General features: G+C 44.6%; 24 protein-coding genes and 1 pseudogene. 24 read left to right on the top strand and 1 reads right to left on the bottom strand.

Features of this window, described 5'->3' with window-relative positions; genetic code table 11:
* The 24 genes and pseudogenes from rpsS to ACP7BU_RS05020 all read left to right on the top strand — a co-directional run bounded on the left by rpsS (position 1) and on the right by ACP7BU_RS05020 (position 12,465).
* Positions 1-276, top strand: coding sequence for a 30S ribosomal protein S19 (gene rpsS / locus ACP7BU_RS05135; protein WP_004281508.1), 276 nt, complete (start codon positions 1-3; stop codon positions 274-276).
* Positions 277-287: 11 nt separating this feature from the next.
* Positions 288-617: a 50S ribosomal protein L22 gene (gene rplV / locus ACP7BU_RS05130; protein ID WP_001982638.1), complete on the top strand. Its 330-nt coding sequence runs from the start codon at positions 288-290 to the stop codon at positions 615-617.
* Position 618: 1 nt separating this feature from the next.
* Positions 619-1,435 (top strand): annotated as a pseudogene (gene rpsC / locus ACP7BU_RS05125) (30S ribosomal protein S3).
* On the top strand, positions 1,375-1,788 hold the full coding sequence (gene rplP, locus ACP7BU_RS05120; RefSeq protein WP_004281506.1) for a 50S ribosomal protein L16: 414 nt from the start codon (positions 1,375-1,377) through the stop codon (positions 1,786-1,788). Before rpsC ends, rplP begins: the two are co-directional and overlap by 61 nt.
* Positions 1,788-1,985 carry a 50S ribosomal protein L29 gene (gene rpmC / locus ACP7BU_RS05115; RefSeq protein WP_004281505.1) on the top strand — a complete coding sequence of 66 codons (198 nt, stop codon included), beginning with the start codon at positions 1,788-1,790 and terminating at the stop codon, positions 1,983-1,985. Before rplP ends, rpmC begins: the two co-directional genes overlap by 1 nt.
* A complete protein-coding gene (gene rpsQ / locus ACP7BU_RS05110) occupies positions 1,982-2,239 on the top strand; it encodes a 30S ribosomal protein S17 (protein WP_004281504.1) in 258 nt (85 codons plus the stop codon). Before rpmC ends, rpsQ begins: the two co-directional genes overlap by 4 nt.
* A 91-nt stretch (positions 2,240-2,330) precedes the next feature.
* Positions 2,331-2,699 carry a 50S ribosomal protein L14 gene (gene rplN / locus ACP7BU_RS05105; protein ID WP_004281503.1) on the top strand — a complete coding sequence of 123 codons (369 nt, stop codon included), beginning with the start codon at positions 2,331-2,333 and terminating at the stop codon, positions 2,697-2,699.
* Between the two features lie 9 nt (positions 2,700-2,708).
* Positions 2,709-3,026, top strand: a complete 318-nt coding sequence (gene rplX / locus ACP7BU_RS05100) for a 50S ribosomal protein L24 (RefSeq protein ID WP_004281502.1) — start codon at positions 2,709-2,711, stop codon at positions 3,024-3,026.
* 16 nt (positions 3,027-3,042) lie between these two features.
* Entirely contained in the window at positions 3,043-3,579 is a 537-nt protein-coding gene (gene rplE / locus ACP7BU_RS05095; protein ID WP_004645057.1) for a 50S ribosomal protein L5, read from the top strand.
* Positions 3,580-3,588: 9 nt separating this feature from the next.
* Positions 3,589-3,894, top strand: a complete 306-nt coding sequence (gene rpsN, locus ACP7BU_RS05090; protein ID WP_004732275.1) for a 30S ribosomal protein S14 — start codon at positions 3,589-3,591, stop codon at positions 3,892-3,894.
* A gap of 12 nt (positions 3,895-3,906) precedes the next feature.
* A complete protein-coding gene (rpsH, locus tag ACP7BU_RS05085; RefSeq protein WP_004281499.1) occupies positions 3,907-4,302 on the top strand; it encodes a 30S ribosomal protein S8 in 396 nt (131 codons plus the stop codon).
* A gap of 13 nt (positions 4,303-4,315) precedes the next feature.
* Positions 4,316-4,849 (top strand): 50S ribosomal protein L6, encoded by a 534-nt coding sequence (gene rplF / locus ACP7BU_RS05080; RefSeq protein ID WP_004645059.1) that lies wholly within the window; start codon positions 4,316-4,318, stop codon positions 4,847-4,849.
* Between the two features lie 14 nt (positions 4,850-4,863).
* A complete protein-coding gene (gene rplR, locus ACP7BU_RS05075; RefSeq protein ID WP_005101200.1) occupies positions 4,864-5,214 on the top strand; it encodes a 50S ribosomal protein L18 in 351 nt (116 codons plus the stop codon).
* 2 nt (positions 5,215-5,216) lie between these two features.
* Complete coding sequence (gene rpsE / locus ACP7BU_RS05070) at positions 5,217-5,714, top strand: 30S ribosomal protein S5 (protein ID WP_004281496.1); 498 nt, start codon at positions 5,217-5,219, stop codon at positions 5,712-5,714.
* 6 nt (positions 5,715-5,720) lie between these two features.
* Positions 5,721-5,897 (top strand): 50S ribosomal protein L30, encoded by a 177-nt coding sequence (gene rpmD / locus ACP7BU_RS05065; protein WP_004281495.1) that lies wholly within the window; start codon positions 5,721-5,723, stop codon positions 5,895-5,897.
* Between the two features lie 3 nt (positions 5,898-5,900).
* Complete coding sequence (rplO, locus tag ACP7BU_RS05060; protein ID WP_004281494.1) at positions 5,901-6,341, top strand: 50S ribosomal protein L15; 441 nt, start codon at positions 5,901-5,903, stop codon at positions 6,339-6,341.
* 45 nt (positions 6,342-6,386) lie between these two features.
* The gene (gene secY, locus ACP7BU_RS05055; RefSeq protein ID WP_171054339.1) at positions 6,387-7,706 is read left to right on the top strand and encodes a preprotein translocase subunit SecY; all 1,320 of its coding nucleotides are present in this window, start codon (positions 6,387-6,389) and stop codon (positions 7,704-7,706) included.
* A gap of 19 nt (positions 7,707-7,725) precedes the next feature.
* Positions 7,726-7,842, top strand: a complete 117-nt coding sequence (gene rpmJ, locus ACP7BU_RS05050) for a 50S ribosomal protein L36 (protein ID WP_000867907.1) — start codon at positions 7,726-7,728, stop codon at positions 7,840-7,842.
* Between the two features lie 105 nt (positions 7,843-7,947).
* On the top strand, positions 7,948-8,304 hold the full coding sequence (rpsM, locus tag ACP7BU_RS05045) for a 30S ribosomal protein S13 (protein WP_004281492.1): 357 nt from the start codon (positions 7,948-7,950) through the stop codon (positions 8,302-8,304).
* 19 nt (positions 8,305-8,323) lie between these two features.
* The gene (rpsK, locus tag ACP7BU_RS05040) at positions 8,324-8,710 is read left to right on the top strand and encodes a 30S ribosomal protein S11 (protein ID WP_004281491.1); all 387 of its coding nucleotides are present in this window, start codon (positions 8,324-8,326) and stop codon (positions 8,708-8,710) included.
* Between the two features lie 12 nt (positions 8,711-8,722).
* Positions 8,723-9,349, top strand: a complete 627-nt coding sequence (gene rpsD, locus ACP7BU_RS05035; protein WP_004281490.1) for a 30S ribosomal protein S4 — start codon at positions 8,723-8,725, stop codon at positions 9,347-9,349.
* Positions 9,350-9,365: 16 nt separating this feature from the next.
* Positions 9,366-10,373 (top strand): DNA-directed RNA polymerase subunit alpha, encoded by a 1,008-nt coding sequence (locus ACP7BU_RS05030; protein WP_004281489.1) that lies wholly within the window; start codon positions 9,366-9,368, stop codon positions 10,371-10,373.
* 18 nt (positions 10,374-10,391) lie between these two features.
* A complete protein-coding gene (gene rplQ, locus ACP7BU_RS05025) occupies positions 10,392-10,757 on the top strand; it encodes a 50S ribosomal protein L17 (RefSeq protein ID WP_004281488.1) in 366 nt (121 codons plus the stop codon).
* Positions 10,758-10,974: 217 nt separating this feature from the next.
* Positions 10,975-12,465 (top strand): flavin-containing monooxygenase, encoded by a 1,491-nt coding sequence (locus tag ACP7BU_RS05020; RefSeq protein WP_253137920.1) that lies wholly within the window; start codon positions 10,975-10,977, stop codon positions 12,463-12,465.
* Positions 12,466-12,525: 60 nt separating this feature from the next.
* Here the strand turns inward: ACP7BU_RS05020 and ACP7BU_RS05015 are convergent, their stop codons facing one another.
* Positions 12,526-13,698 (bottom strand): acyl-CoA dehydrogenase family protein, encoded by a 1,173-nt coding sequence (locus tag ACP7BU_RS05015; RefSeq protein ID WP_425879500.1) that lies wholly within the window; start codon positions 13,696-13,698, stop codon positions 12,526-12,528.
* Positions 13,699-13,832 lie beyond the last annotated feature (134 nt).

Raw genomic sequence — 13,832 nt, 5'->3', positions numbered from 1 at the left:
ATGCCTCGTTCTCTGAAAAAAGGCCCATTCGTCGATGCGCACTTGTTCGCTAAGGTTGAAGCGGCTATCGCGGCTAATAACCGTAAGCCGATCAAAACTTGGTCGCGTCGTTCGATGATCCTCCCGGATTTTGTTGGTTTAACAATTTCTGTACACAATGGCCGTAACCACGTTCCTGTGATCGTTTCTGAGCACATGGTTGGTCACAAGCTTGGTGAATTTGCACCAACTCGTACCTATCGCGGTCACGGTGTTGACAAGAAATCTAAACGTTAATGGGTGCTATGATGGAAGTAACTGCTAAATTACGCGGTGCCGCTATCTCGGCACAAAAAGCTCGTTTGGTTGCAGATCTTATCCGCGGCAAATCTGTTGCGCACGCTCTTAACATCCTTAACTTCAGCAACAAAAAAGCTGCAGTTCTAGTTAAGAAAGCGTTGGAATCTGCGATTGCAAACGCTGAACACAATAACAGTTTAGATGTAGACGACCTTAAAGTTTCTACGATCTACGTTGATGAAGGCATGAGCCTGAAACGTATTATGCCACGTGCTAAAGGCCGTGCAGATCGTATTACTAAGCGTACTTGTCACATCACCGTTAAGGTAGGGGTTTGATATGGGTCAGAAGGTTCATCCAATCGGTATCCGCCTAGGTGTTGTGAAACGTCATAACGCTAACTGGTATGCGAATCCGAAACAATACGCTGAATACTTGCTTAAAGATCTTCAAGTTCGTGAGTTTTTGATCAAAAAACTTAAAAACGCGATGATCAGCAACATTCTTATCGAACGCCCTACAGGCGCTGCTAAAGTAACTATTAGCACTGCTCGTCCTGGTATCGTAATCGGTAAAAAAGGCGAAGATATTGAGAAACTACAACGCGAATTAACATCTATCATGGGTGTTCCTGCGCAAGTAAGTATCAATGAAATTGATCGTCCAGACTTAGACGCGCGTCTAGTTGCTGAAGCTATCGCTTCTCAATTAGAAAAACGTGTAATGTTCCGTCGTGCTATGAAGCGTGCGGTTCAAAACACAATGCGTGCTGGTGCTAAAGGTATCAAAGTAGAAGTTTCAGGCCGTTTAGGTGGTGCTGAGATTGCTCGTACTGAGTGGTATCGTGAAGGTCGTGTACCTCTACATACGCTTCGTGCAGATATCGACTATGCGACTATGCGTGCTGAGACTACTTACGGTACGATCGGTGTTAAAGTTTGGATCTTCCGTGGTGAGATCTTGGGCGGCATGAAACAAGTCATGAACCCAGCTCCAGCTGAAGAGCGTCCAGCTAAACGCGGTCGTGGTCGTGGTGAAGGTCAAGAGCGTCGTGGTCGTCGCAATGATCGTTCTGCTGAAAAAGGAGAATAATCCATGTTGCAACCTAAGCGTACTAAATTCCGTAAAGTGCAGAAAGGCCGTAACACTGGTCTAGCACACCGCGGTAGCACAGTATCTTTCGGTACTATTGCACTTAAATCAGTTGAACGTGGTCAAATGACTGCGCGTCAAATTGAAGCAGCGCGTCGTACAATTAGCCGTCGTATTAAGCGTGGTGGTAAGATCTTTATCCGTGTATTCCCGGACAAGCCGATTACTTCTAAGCCTCTTGAAGTGCGTATGGGTAAAGGTAAAGGTTCTGTGGAATATTGGGTTTGCCAAATCAAACCAGGTAAAGTCTTGTACGAAATTGATGGTGTTAACGAAGAATTGGCTCGCGAAGCGTTTACGCTTGCAGCAGCTAAGCTTCCGTTTAAAACCGCTATCGTGACTCGGACGGTAATGTAATGAAAACTAAAGATCTACGTGAAAAGTCGGTAGAAGAGTTGACAGCTTTGCTTGATGAGCAACAGCTTAACCAATTCCGTCTTCGTATGGCGAAAGCAACTGGTCAATTGGGTAAATCGCATGAAGTTGCACTTACTCGTCAGACTATTGCTCGTATTAAGACCCTCCTTACCGAAAAACAGGGGAACGGACAATGAGTGATAAAACAGTCCGCACGTTAACTGGCAAAGTTGTAAGCGACAAGATGGATAAATCTATCGTTGTTCTTATTGAACGCCAAGTTCAACACCCGTTGTATGGCAAATTAATCCGCCGTTCAACAAAATTACATGCTCATGATGAGAACAACACAGCAAAAGCTGGTGATGTTGTAACCATTAAAGAAAGCCGCCCAATTTCTAAAACTAAGTCTTGGACTCTAGTTGAAGTTGTTGAAGCAGCTGCTGAGTAATTAACGTTCTTGTTGCATCATCGGTCAATTTCGAGTACTCTTTGAGCCTTTCGAAATTTCGACCGGTGTTGCTCGGTTTTGGAGTAGGGCAATGATTCAGACCGAAACTATGCTCGACGTAGCAGACAACAGTGGTGCACGCCGCGTACAATGTATTAAAGTACTTGGTGGCTCGCATCGTCGTTATGCTTCTGTTGGCGACATTATTAAAGTTACTGTAAAAGAAGCAATTCCACGCGCACGTGTTAAAAAAGGTGACGTGATGAATGCGGTTGTGGTTCGTACAAAATTCGGTATCCGTCGTGCAGACGGTTCAGTGATTCGTTTCGACGATAACGCTGCTGTTATTTTGAACAACAACAAAGCGCCGATTGCAACTCGTATTTTCGGACCAGTGACTCGTGAACTTCGTACTGAACAGTTCATGAAAATTATTTCATTGGCTCCTGAAGTTCTATAAGAGGCGATCATGGCTAAGATTAAAAAAGGCGATCAAGTAATTGTGATCGCAGGTAAAGAAAAAGGCAAACAGGGTACTGTTCTGTCTGTTTCTAATGACCGTGTTAAGGTTGAAGGCCTTAACTTGGTGAAGAAGCATCAGAAGCCGAACCGTGCTACAGGCGCTGAAGGTAGCGTTGTAACTCAGGAAGCTTCGCTTCATATTTCAAACGTGGCAGTTTTTAATGCTACAACCCAAAAGGCTGACCGTGTTGGTTACCAAGTGATTGATGGCGTGAAAACTCGCGTATTCAAATCAAATGGTGAATCAGTGGCGGTAGCGAAGTAATAGGTTGATATAGGCCATGGCCAGACTTAAAACACGTTACAACGACGAACTTAAAGCTCAATTACAAGAAGTATTGGGTGTTAAGAATGTGATGGAGATTCCTCGCATCACTAAAATCACGATCAACATGGGTGTTGGCGCAGCTGCTGCTGACAAAAAACTCCTTGATGGTGCTCTTTCAGATATGCAAGCTATCGCTGGTCAAAAACCAGTACTTACGTTAGCTCGTAAATCAATCGCTGGTTTTAAAATCCGTGATGGTTGGCCGATCGGTTGTAAAGTTACTTTACGCGGCGAACGTATGTACGAATTCTTGGACCGTTTGATCTCGATTGCGATCCCTCGTATCCGTGACTTCCGTGGTTTCTCTGCGAAATCATTCGACGGTCGTGGTAACTACTCAATGGGTCTTAAGGAGCAAATCATGTTCCCTGAAATCGATTTTGACAAGATTGATCGTATTCGTGGTATGGATATTACCATTACTACGACTGCTCGCACCGATGACGAAGGCCGTGCGCTTATGCGTGCATTCGGCTTCCCGTTCAAATAAGAGGTCGATATGGCTAAGAAAGGTATGATTAATCGCGAATTGAAACGCGAAGCTACTGTTGCTAAATACGCTGCAAAACGTGCTGAATTAAAAGCTGTTATTGCAAACGTAAATGCATCAGACGAAGAACGTTTCGAAGCGATGATGAAATTACAAGCATTACCACGTAATGCATCTCCAGTACGTCTACGTAACCGTTGTGGTTTAACTGGTCGTCCTCATGGTTACTTCCGTAAGTTCGGTTTAAGCCGTAACAAATTACGTGAAACAGTAATGCAAGGTGATGTACCTGGCGTTGTTAAGGCAAGCTGGTAAGGAGCACTATAGATGAGTATGCAAGATACCGTTGCCGACATGCTAACACGTGTTCGTAACGCACAAATGGCAAAGAAACAAACTGTTTCTATGCCTAATTCTAAGTTGAAGGTAGCAATTGCTAACTTACTTCAACAAGAAGGTTATATTTCAAACGTAGAAGTTGCGGATGCTGAAGGCAAACCAACTCTTACTTTGACTTTAAAGTATTTCGAAGGCAAACCAGTTATCGAAACTGTGAAGCGCGTAAGCCGTCCAGGTCTACGTCAGTATCGCGGTAAAGATGCACTTCCTAGCGTTAAGCAAGGTTTAGGTATTGCAATTGTTTCTACAAGCAAAGGCATCATGACTGATCGCGCTGCACGTGCTGCAGGCGTTGGTGGTGAAGTTATTGCTTTTGTTTCTTAATAGGTGATTCCTCATGTCTCGTGTGGCTAAAGCCCCAGTAACTGTACCTAACGGTGTAACAGTTACTCAGAACGGCCGGCAGGTCGAAGTGAAAGGCACTAAAGGTACATTGTCTTTCAACCTGCATGCGCTGGTCGAGCTTAAACAGGAAGACGGTATTCTAGCTATTGCTCCAGTACAAGAGTCGAAAGACGCTTGGATGCAAGCTGGTACTGCTCGCGCTGTGCTTAACAACCTTGTAAAAGGTGTTAGCGAAGGTTTCGAACGTAAGTTACAGCTTATCGGTGTTGGTTATAAAGCTGCGGTTAAAGGTGACGTTGTTCATCTTAACCTTGGTTTCTCTCATCCGATCGATTATGCACTTCCTGCAGGTGTAACTGCTGAAACTCCAACTGCAACTGAAATCATTCTTAAATCTGCTGATAAAGCAGCTTTAGGACAGGTTGCTGCAGATATCCGTGGTTACCGTCCACCAGAGCCATATAAAGGCAAAGGTGTTCGTTATTCTGACGAAGTTGTACTTCGTAAAGAAGCTAAGAAGAAATAAGGCGCGAGGTTCTTATGAACGAAAAGAAACAATCCCGTTTGCGTCGTGCGAAAAGCACACGCTTGCACATCCGTGCATTGGGTGCGACTCGTTTGTGTGTAAACCGCACTCCGCGTCACATCTATGCTCAAGTTATCTCTGCAGATGGTGGCAAAGTATTAGCGCAAGCTTCTACTTTAGACACTACTCTACGTGCGGGTACAACTGGTAACGTTGAAGCAGCTCAAAAAGTAGGTGCTTTAATCGCAGAACGCGCTAAAGCAGCTGGTGTTACTAAAGTTGCATTTGACCGTTCTGGTTTTAAATATCATGGTCGTATCAAAGCCTTGGCTGATGCTGCTCGTGAAAACGGCTTGGAGTTCTAATCATGGCTAAAGTTGAACAAAACGAAGGTCTTGTTGAAAAGCTGGTTGCCGTTGATCGTGTAGCCAAAGTTGTTAAGGGTGGTCGTATCTTCTCTTTCACAGCATTAACTGTTGTGGGTGATGGTAATGGTCGCGTAGGTTTTGGTCGTGGTAAAGCACGTGAAGTTCCAGCTGCTATCTCTAAAGCACTTGAAGCTGCTCGTCGCAATATGATTACTGTTGACCTTGTTGATGGTACGTTACAGCACCCAATTCATGCACGTCACGGCGCTAGCCGCGTATTCATGCAGCCTGCCTCTGAAGGTACAGGTGTAATTGCTGGTGGCGCTATGCGTGCAGTTCTAGAAGCTGTAGGCGTACGTAACGTGTTGACTAAATGCCGTGGTTCTACTAACGCTGCTAACGTAGTAAACGCAACTTTCAATGGTTTGCGTGATATGACTACTCCTGAAAAGGTTGCTGCGAAACGTGGTCTTTCAGTAGAACAAATTCAAGGGTAATCAATCATGAAAACGATTAAAGTTACCCAGACTAAATCTGCATCGCACCGCTTGAAAAATCACAAGCTTAGCCTGCAAGGTTTAGGTCTGCGTCGTATTGGTCATACTGTAGAAGTGTTAGACACACCTTCTAACCGTGGTATGATCAACCAAGTCTACTATATGGTTAGTGTAGAGGAATAAGCCATGACTCTGCGTTTAAATACAATTGCACCTGCAGAAGGTGCTAAACGTGATAACCTTCGTTTAGGCCGTGGTATCGGTTCTGGCGTTGGTAAGACCGGTGGCCGTGGTGTCAAAGGTCAAAACTCACGTAAGAGCGGTGGTACTCGTCCAGGTTTCGAAGGCGGTCAAACAGCACTTTACCGTCGTTTGCCTAAATTCGGCTTCACTAGCCAATTGGCTTTGAAAACTGCTGAAGTACGTTTATCTGAGCTTGCTAAAGTTGAAGGCGACATCGTGTCTCTTGAAACTTTAAAAGCTGCGAACGTTGTACGTAAAGACATGATCCGTGCTCGTATCGTACTTTCTGGTGAAATTACTCGTGCATTCACTGTTCAAGGTGTTGCATTGACTAAAGGCGCTAAAGCTGCTGTTGAAGCTGCTGGCGGCAAAGTCGAGGAGTAATCCCCAGTGTCTATGACTCCTAGTTCTTCAGGTCATGTCAACATGATGAAAGGCCAACCATTTCATGTGAAATACCGTGAAATTATTCGTCGAATGATGTTTCTCATTGGTGCGTTGTTGGTGTTTCGACTAGGAGCGCATATTCCAGTACCAGGCATCAATAATGCTGCGTTAGAAAACTTGTTTAATGCAAACCAAGGTACCATCCTTGGTTTGTTTAACATGTTTTCTGGTGGTGCATTAGAACGAATGTCTATTCTTGCTCTCGGGATCATGCCATACATCTCTGCGTCGATTATCGTGCAGTTGATGTCAACTGTGGTTCCTTCGCTGGAAGCTTTAAAGAAAGAAGGCGAGCAAGGCAAACGTAAAATTAATCAATACACACGACAAGGTACATTATTCTTAGCGCTGGTACAGGCGATAGGTATGTGTGCAGGCCTGATCAGTCAGGGGATTACCCTGAATACTGGTTTGGCTTTTTATGTTCCTGCAGTAACCTCACTGGTTGCGGGGACCATGTTCTTGATGTGGTTGGGTGAACAGATTACCGAGCGTGGGGTGGGAAATGGTATTTCCATGATCATCTTCGCGGGTATTGTTGCCGGATTGCCTAATCTGATTATGCAATCTTTCTCCTCTGTAGATAATGGCCAGACCAGCCTGATTGGCTTGGTAATTTTTGGTTTGTTATCTCTGGGTGTTTTGGCAGCGATCGTGTTTATCGAGAAAGCGCAGCGTCGTATTCCGGTAAACTACGCTCAAAAACAACAAGGTCGTCGTGTATTTACTGCACAGCAGACACATTTGCCATTAAAAATTAATATGGCGGGTGTGATTCCGGCAATTTTTGCCAGCTCATTACTTTTGTTCCCTGCGAGCTTAGGTCAGTGGGTGGGTAGTGCAGATCCAAATGCTGGATTTATTAAGCGTAGCCTGCAAGATGTAGCATTGGTATTGTCGCCTGGTCAGCCGTTGTATTTGGTGCTCTTTGGTGCGTTAATTATCTTTTTCTGTTACTTCTATACAGCACTGGTATTTAGTCCTAAAGAAGTGTCAGAGAACTTGAAACGCAGCGGAGCTTACGTGCCTGGTATACGTCCAGGTGAGCAAACTGCTCGTTACTTAGATCATATTCTCAATCGTTTGACATTTATTGGCGCGATTTACATCGCAGTCATTTGTTTGATGCCGATGGTATTGCAAAGTTCATTTGGTATTCCATTCTATTTGGGTGGTACCTCTTTGCTGATTGTTGTGGTGGTAGTGATGGACTTTATGGCTCAGCTGCAATCACACCTCACTTCGCACCAATACGATAATCAAACGTTAATGAGAAAAACGACTGCTCATCCTAAGGGATAAGCGCACTTGAGGTTTCATCATGAAAGTACAAGCTTCTGTTAAGAAAATTTGTGGTAGCTGTAAAGTTATCCGTCGTAATGGGGTTATCCGCGTAATTTGTAGCGCAGAACCTCGTCATAAGCAGCGTCAAGGTTAATCTGATTAAGACCTGTTGATTTCTGTAGGCGAATTAGGTTATTATCCGCCCCTCAAGATTTTTGTGGGGCGGTTGATTATCTACTGCCTTTTTGGAGAAAATTGAATGGCTCGTATTGCCGGTGTAAACATTCCGGATAACAAGCACGCTGTTATCTCTCTAACGTATATCTTTGGTATTGGTCGCCATACTTCAAAAGCTATCTTAGCTGCTGCTGGTATTGCTCCAACTACTAAGATCCGTGAATTAGATGACGCTCAGCTTGATGCGATTCGTGCAGAAGTTGCTAAGGTTCCGACCGAAGGTGATTTACGTCGCGAAATTTCCATGAACATTAAACGTTTAATGGATTTAGGCTGCTACCGCGGTCTTCGTCATCGTCGCAGCTTGCCTGTCCGCGGTCAACGCACCAAAACTAACGCTCGTACCCGTAAAGGTCCGCGCAAACCTATTAAGAAATAAGATTTCTGGAAGCTAAAAGATGGCTAAAGATACTCGCGCACGCAAGAAGGTCACTCGTACCGTCTCTGAAGGTGTCGCACACATTCACGCTTCTTTTAATAACACCATTGTGACTATTACCGATCGTCAAGGTAATGCACTGGCTTGGGCCACTTCAGGTGGACAAGGCTTCCGTGGATCACGTAAATCAACTCCGTTCGCTGCTCAGGTAGCTGCTGAAGTTGCTGGTAAAGCTGCTTTAGACTACGGTTTGAAAAACTTGGACGTCCTTGTAAAAGGTCCTGGTCCTGGTCGTGAATCTGCGGTTCGTGCTTTAGGTGCAGTGGGTTATAAAATTAACAGCATTACCGATGTGACGCCAATCCCGCACAACGGTTGCCGTCCACCTAAAAAACGTCGCGTGTAAGGAGAAACATTCATGGCTCGTTATATTGGTCCAAAATGCAAACTCTCTCGTCGCGAAGGGACAGACCTGCAACTTAAATCAGGCGTTAAACCGTTTGATGTTAAGACAAAAAAACATGCGAAAGTTCCTGGCCAACACGGCGGGGCTCGTGGTGGTAAACAATCTGAGTACTCACTACAATTACGTGAAAAACAAAAAGTACGTCGCATGTACGGTGTTTTAGAGCGTCAATTTAGTAACTACTATAAAGAAGCTGCTCGTGTTAAAGGCGCAACTGGTGAAAACCTGTTGAAGCTACTTGAAAGCCGTCTTGATAACGTTGTTTATCGTATGGGTTTCGGTTCTACTCGTGCAGAAGCTCGTCAGTTAGTATCTCACCGTAGCATCACTTTGAATGGCCGTCGTGTTAACATTGCGTCTATCCAAGTTAAAGCGGGTGATGTGATCGCAGTTCACGAAGGCGCTAAGCAACAATTACGTATCAAAAACGCAATTGAGTTAGCTACTCAACGTGGCATGCCTTCTTGGATGGAAATTGACCATTCTAAATTAGAAGGTACGTTCAAAGCTGCACCGGATCGTTCTGATTTACCTGCTGAAATCAACGAAAGCTTGATTGTAGAATTGTATTCTAAATAATCCTTGAGGAAGCAATATGACGCGTACTGCAAATGAGTTTCTAACTCCGCAAGCGATCAAGGTCGAAGCGGCAAGCGGGACCTCGGCAAAAGTTATTCTAGAACCATTAGAGCGTGGCTTTGGTCATACTCTTGGTAATGCTTTACGTCGCATCCTTCTTTCTTCTCTACCTGGCGCAGCTGTGGTAGAAGTTGAGATTGAAGGGGTCGAGCACGAGTACAGTACTTTGGAAGGCTTGCAGCAGGACATCGTCGAGCTCTTGCTGAACCTAAAAGGATTGTCGATTAAGCTGTTCGATCAAAATGAAGCTTATTTAACATTAGAGAAACAAGGTGCAGGCGACGTAACTGCGGCTGACCTTCGTTTACCTCATAATGTTGAAGTGGTTAACCCTGAACATTTGATCGGTACTTTAAGTGCCTCAGGCTCATTGAAAATGCGTCTGAAAGTGGCTCAAGGTCGTGGCTACGAGACTTCTGATTCACGCTTCCCTGAAGGCGAAACTCGCCCAGTGGGTCGCTTGCAGTTAGATGCGTCTTACAGCCCAATCAAACGTGTTTCATACACCGTGGAAAACGCGCGTGTAGAACAACGTACTGACCTTGATAAACTGATCATTGATCTTGAAACTAACGGTACTGTAGATCCTGAAGAAGCGATCCGCAAAGCTGCAACTATTTTGCAGCAACAAATTGCGATCTTCGTTGACCTTCAGAAAGATCAAGCACCTGTTGCTCAAGAGCCTCGTGAAGAAGTTGACCCAATCTTGCTTCGCCCAGTAGATGATCTAGAGCTAACTGTTCGTTCTGCTAACTGTTTGAAAGCAGAAAACATTTACTACATTGGTGATCTTGTACAGCGTACCGAAGTTGAGTTGCTTAAAACTCCTAACTTGGGTAAAAAATCGCTTACTGAGATCAAAGATGTTCTGGCTTCTAAAGGCTTACAACTCGGCATGCGTTTAGAGAACTGGCCACCGGCTAGTCTCCGTATGGACGATCGTTTCGCCTATCGTAGCCGTTAATTAAGTAGGACTATCACCATGCGTCATCGTAATAGTGGTGTGAAATTAGGCCGTACAAGCAGTCATCGTAAAGCGATGTTCCAAAACATGGCTAACTCTTTGTTCGAGCACGAGTTGATCAAAACAACTGTGCCTAAAGCAAAAGAGTTACGTCGTGTAGCTGAGCCTTTAATCACTTTAGCTAAAAACGATACAGTAGCAAACCGTCGTTTGGCGTTTGCTCGTACTCGTTCAGCAGCAACTGTTGGTAAATTATTTACCGTTCTTGGCCCTCGTTACAAAGAGCGTAACGGCGGTTATCTACGTGTTCTTAAAGCGGGCTTCCGTGCAGGTGATGCTGCACCGATGGCTTACGTTGAGCTAGTAGATCGCGAAGTTAACTAATTTCGTGAAGAATAACGCAAGTTGTTCGAAAAGGTCGGTTGAATAAACCGGCCTTTTTTAATGCCTGTATATTTTAATTTAAAGTGATTGAGTTTCAGATAACTGATCTGGCCTCAAAAGATAAAAAAATAGTGGCTTTTTAATGAACTTGACATTGTGTATTGTCAGTTTTGTGATTTAATAAAAACAGATAGCATCGCTTAGGTAAAAGAACAAGATGGAAAAGCAGGTAGATATTTTAATCGTGGGTGCGGGGATCTCGGGGATTGGTCTGGCAGCGCATCTTTCTAAACATTGTCCGCAACGCTCTTTTGAGATTATTGAACGCCGTGAAAGTATTGGTGGAACTTGGGACCTGTTTAAATATCCGGGAATCCGTTCTGATTCGGATATGTCGACTTTTGGTTTTAATTTCAAACCCTGGAAGAAAGAAAGCGTGCTTGCCGATGGCGCATCCATCAAAAATTATCTGACTGAAGTGGTGGATGAGTTTAAGCTACAGCCGAAAATCCATTTTCAGCATCGGGTCTTAAGTGCCAATTATGATTCTACAACCTGCAAATGGTCAGTAGAGATCGAGGATGCACACGGTAAGAAGCAGATCTGGATCGCCAACTTTGTACTCGGTTGTACCGGTTATTATAATTATGATCAGGGTTTTCAGCCGGAGTTTCCAAATCAAGATGCATTCAAAGGTAAATTTATTCATCCGCAACATTGGCCGGAAAATTTAAACTATAAAGGCAAAAAAGTGGTCATCATTGGCAGTGGTGCGACCGCGATTACCTTGGTTCCTGCGATGGTGAAAGGTGGAGCAGGGCATGTCACCATGTTGCAACGTTCCCCAACTTATATTGCTTCTGTACCCTCGGTCGATTTTATTTATTCAAAAATGCGTAAATATCTGCCCGAGGAGGTCGCTTACAAGCTGACACGTGCGCGTAATATCGGCATGCAGCGCGGGATTTATGCTTTGGCACAGAAACAGCCAAAATTATTAAAATCGCTTTTGCTTAAATCGGTGCAACTTCAGCTAAAAGGTAAAGTGGACATGAAGCACTTTACCCCGAATTATGAACCTTGGGATCAGCGTCTGTGTGTGGTGCCAGATGGGGATCTGTTTAAAATTTTACGTGAAGGGCAGGCATCAGTTGCAACGGATCAGATAGAAACCTTTACCGAAACGGGAATTCAGCTGAAATCAGGTCAACATCTGGATGCTGATATTATCGTCTCTGCCACCGGTCTGAATATTCAAATTCTTGGCGGGATTCAGGCGACGATGGATGGTCAGCCTATCGATACCTCACAGCATATGTTGTATAGAGGCATCATGGTCAGTGATATACCGAATATGGCGCTGATTATTGGCTATATCAATGCCTCCTGGACGCTTAAAGTCGACATTGCAGCTGAGTATATTTGCCGTCTGCTGAACTATATGGATCAGCAAGGTTATGCGCAGGTGATTGCTCAGGGAGATCAGAGTGAATTGCTTCAGGATACCGTCATGGGTAGTCTTAGTTCGGGTTATATTGCCCGAGCTGCAGACGTGATGCCAAAGCAGGGTAAACATGCTCCATGGAAAGTCAGCAATAATTATCTGGCAGACCGCAAGGAACTCAAGCAGGCTTCGTTTGAAGATGGGGTGCTGAAATTTAGAAAAAACAGCAATGCTTTAAAGCATAAACCGCGTTTGGTCTCTTAAATTTATATTTTTGCATACAGAAAAAGGAGTCCTGAGAGACTCCTTTTTTATGCATCCATTTTAAATTGAACGGGCGATGAGTTCTTTCATAATTTCATTGGTACCCGCATAAATCCGGTTGGCACGGTTGTCGATATAAGCCCGGGCAATTGGATATTCCAGCATATAACCATAACCACCATGCAGTTGCAGACATTCATCTACGACTTTGCTGTACATTTCTGAAATCTTGTATTTGGCCGCAGCAGCGGCATCTACGCCTAATTCGTGCTTGAGTTGCAGCTGCATACAGCGATCCAGATAAGCGCGGCACACATCGATCTCGGTACGTAGTTCTGCCAGTTTAAAGCGGGTATTTTGAAAATGGCTGATGCTCTTGCCAAAAGCCTGACGTTCCTTGGTATATTTTACTGTGTGGGCAAAAGCGGCTTCAGCACCTGCCTGACAGATAATCGCTACAATCAGGCGTTCCCAAGCTAGTTCTTTCATTAGCATCATGAAACCCATGCCTTCCGGACCGAGCAGGTTTTCTTTCGGAACCCGAACATTGTCAAAGAACAGTTCACAGGTATCTTGACCTTTCATGCCAATTTTATTCAGCGGCTTGCCTTTACTAAATCCAGCTTGGTCGGCTTCGACTATAATCAATGACAGATTGGCCGAACCTTTGTCATTATTGCCCGTTTTACATACCACAATCGTCATATCGCAAAGATAGCCATTGGTAATAAAAATCTTGGAACCATTAATCACATAGTCGTCGCCATCCAATACAGCAGATGTCCGCACTGCTTGCAGGTCAGAGCCAGTTCCCGGTTCGGTCATGGCGATTGCGGTGACGACCTCTCCAGACGCCATTTTCGGCAGCCATTGCTGTTTTTGAGCTTCACTGCCAAAGTTCAGCAGATAATTGGCGACGATATCCGAATGTAGCGAAAACCCAGTCGCTGAATCTCCGGCATAGGCCTGTTCCTCAATCAAAATCATGCTATACAACCGGTTTACGCCAGAGCCGCCATATTCCTCAGGCATGGTAGCGCAGAGCAATCCAAGCTCACCGGCTTTATTCCACAGCTCTCGATCTACATGCTGCTGGCTTTCATAACGCTCGGTATGTGGAATGACTTCTTTCTCATAAAATTTACGTACCGTCTCGCGAAAAGCCTCATGTTCGGCAGTAAAGAGTTGGCGCGGCAGCATCGGAGCGAGTGGGCGAATGGCTGCAGATTGCATCTTGTTATTCCTTATTTTGATCTGTTTGGTTTAACTTAGGCCATGCCAAGATCAGCAGCAATGAGCGGAATGTTCAAATGACTTCAATCTGCTGATGCTTTTGGTCATTTCTATGAAATCCCTCGAAATTCAGC

This window comes from Acinetobacter sp. 40AMC3-4, assembly GCF_049898185.1.
Classification (GTDB): Bacteria; Pseudomonadota; Gammaproteobacteria; order Pseudomonadales; family Moraxellaceae; genus Acinetobacter.
The sequence above is the reverse complement of the archived record's forward strand: the minus strand, read 5'-3'. Positions and strand labels throughout refer to the sequence as shown.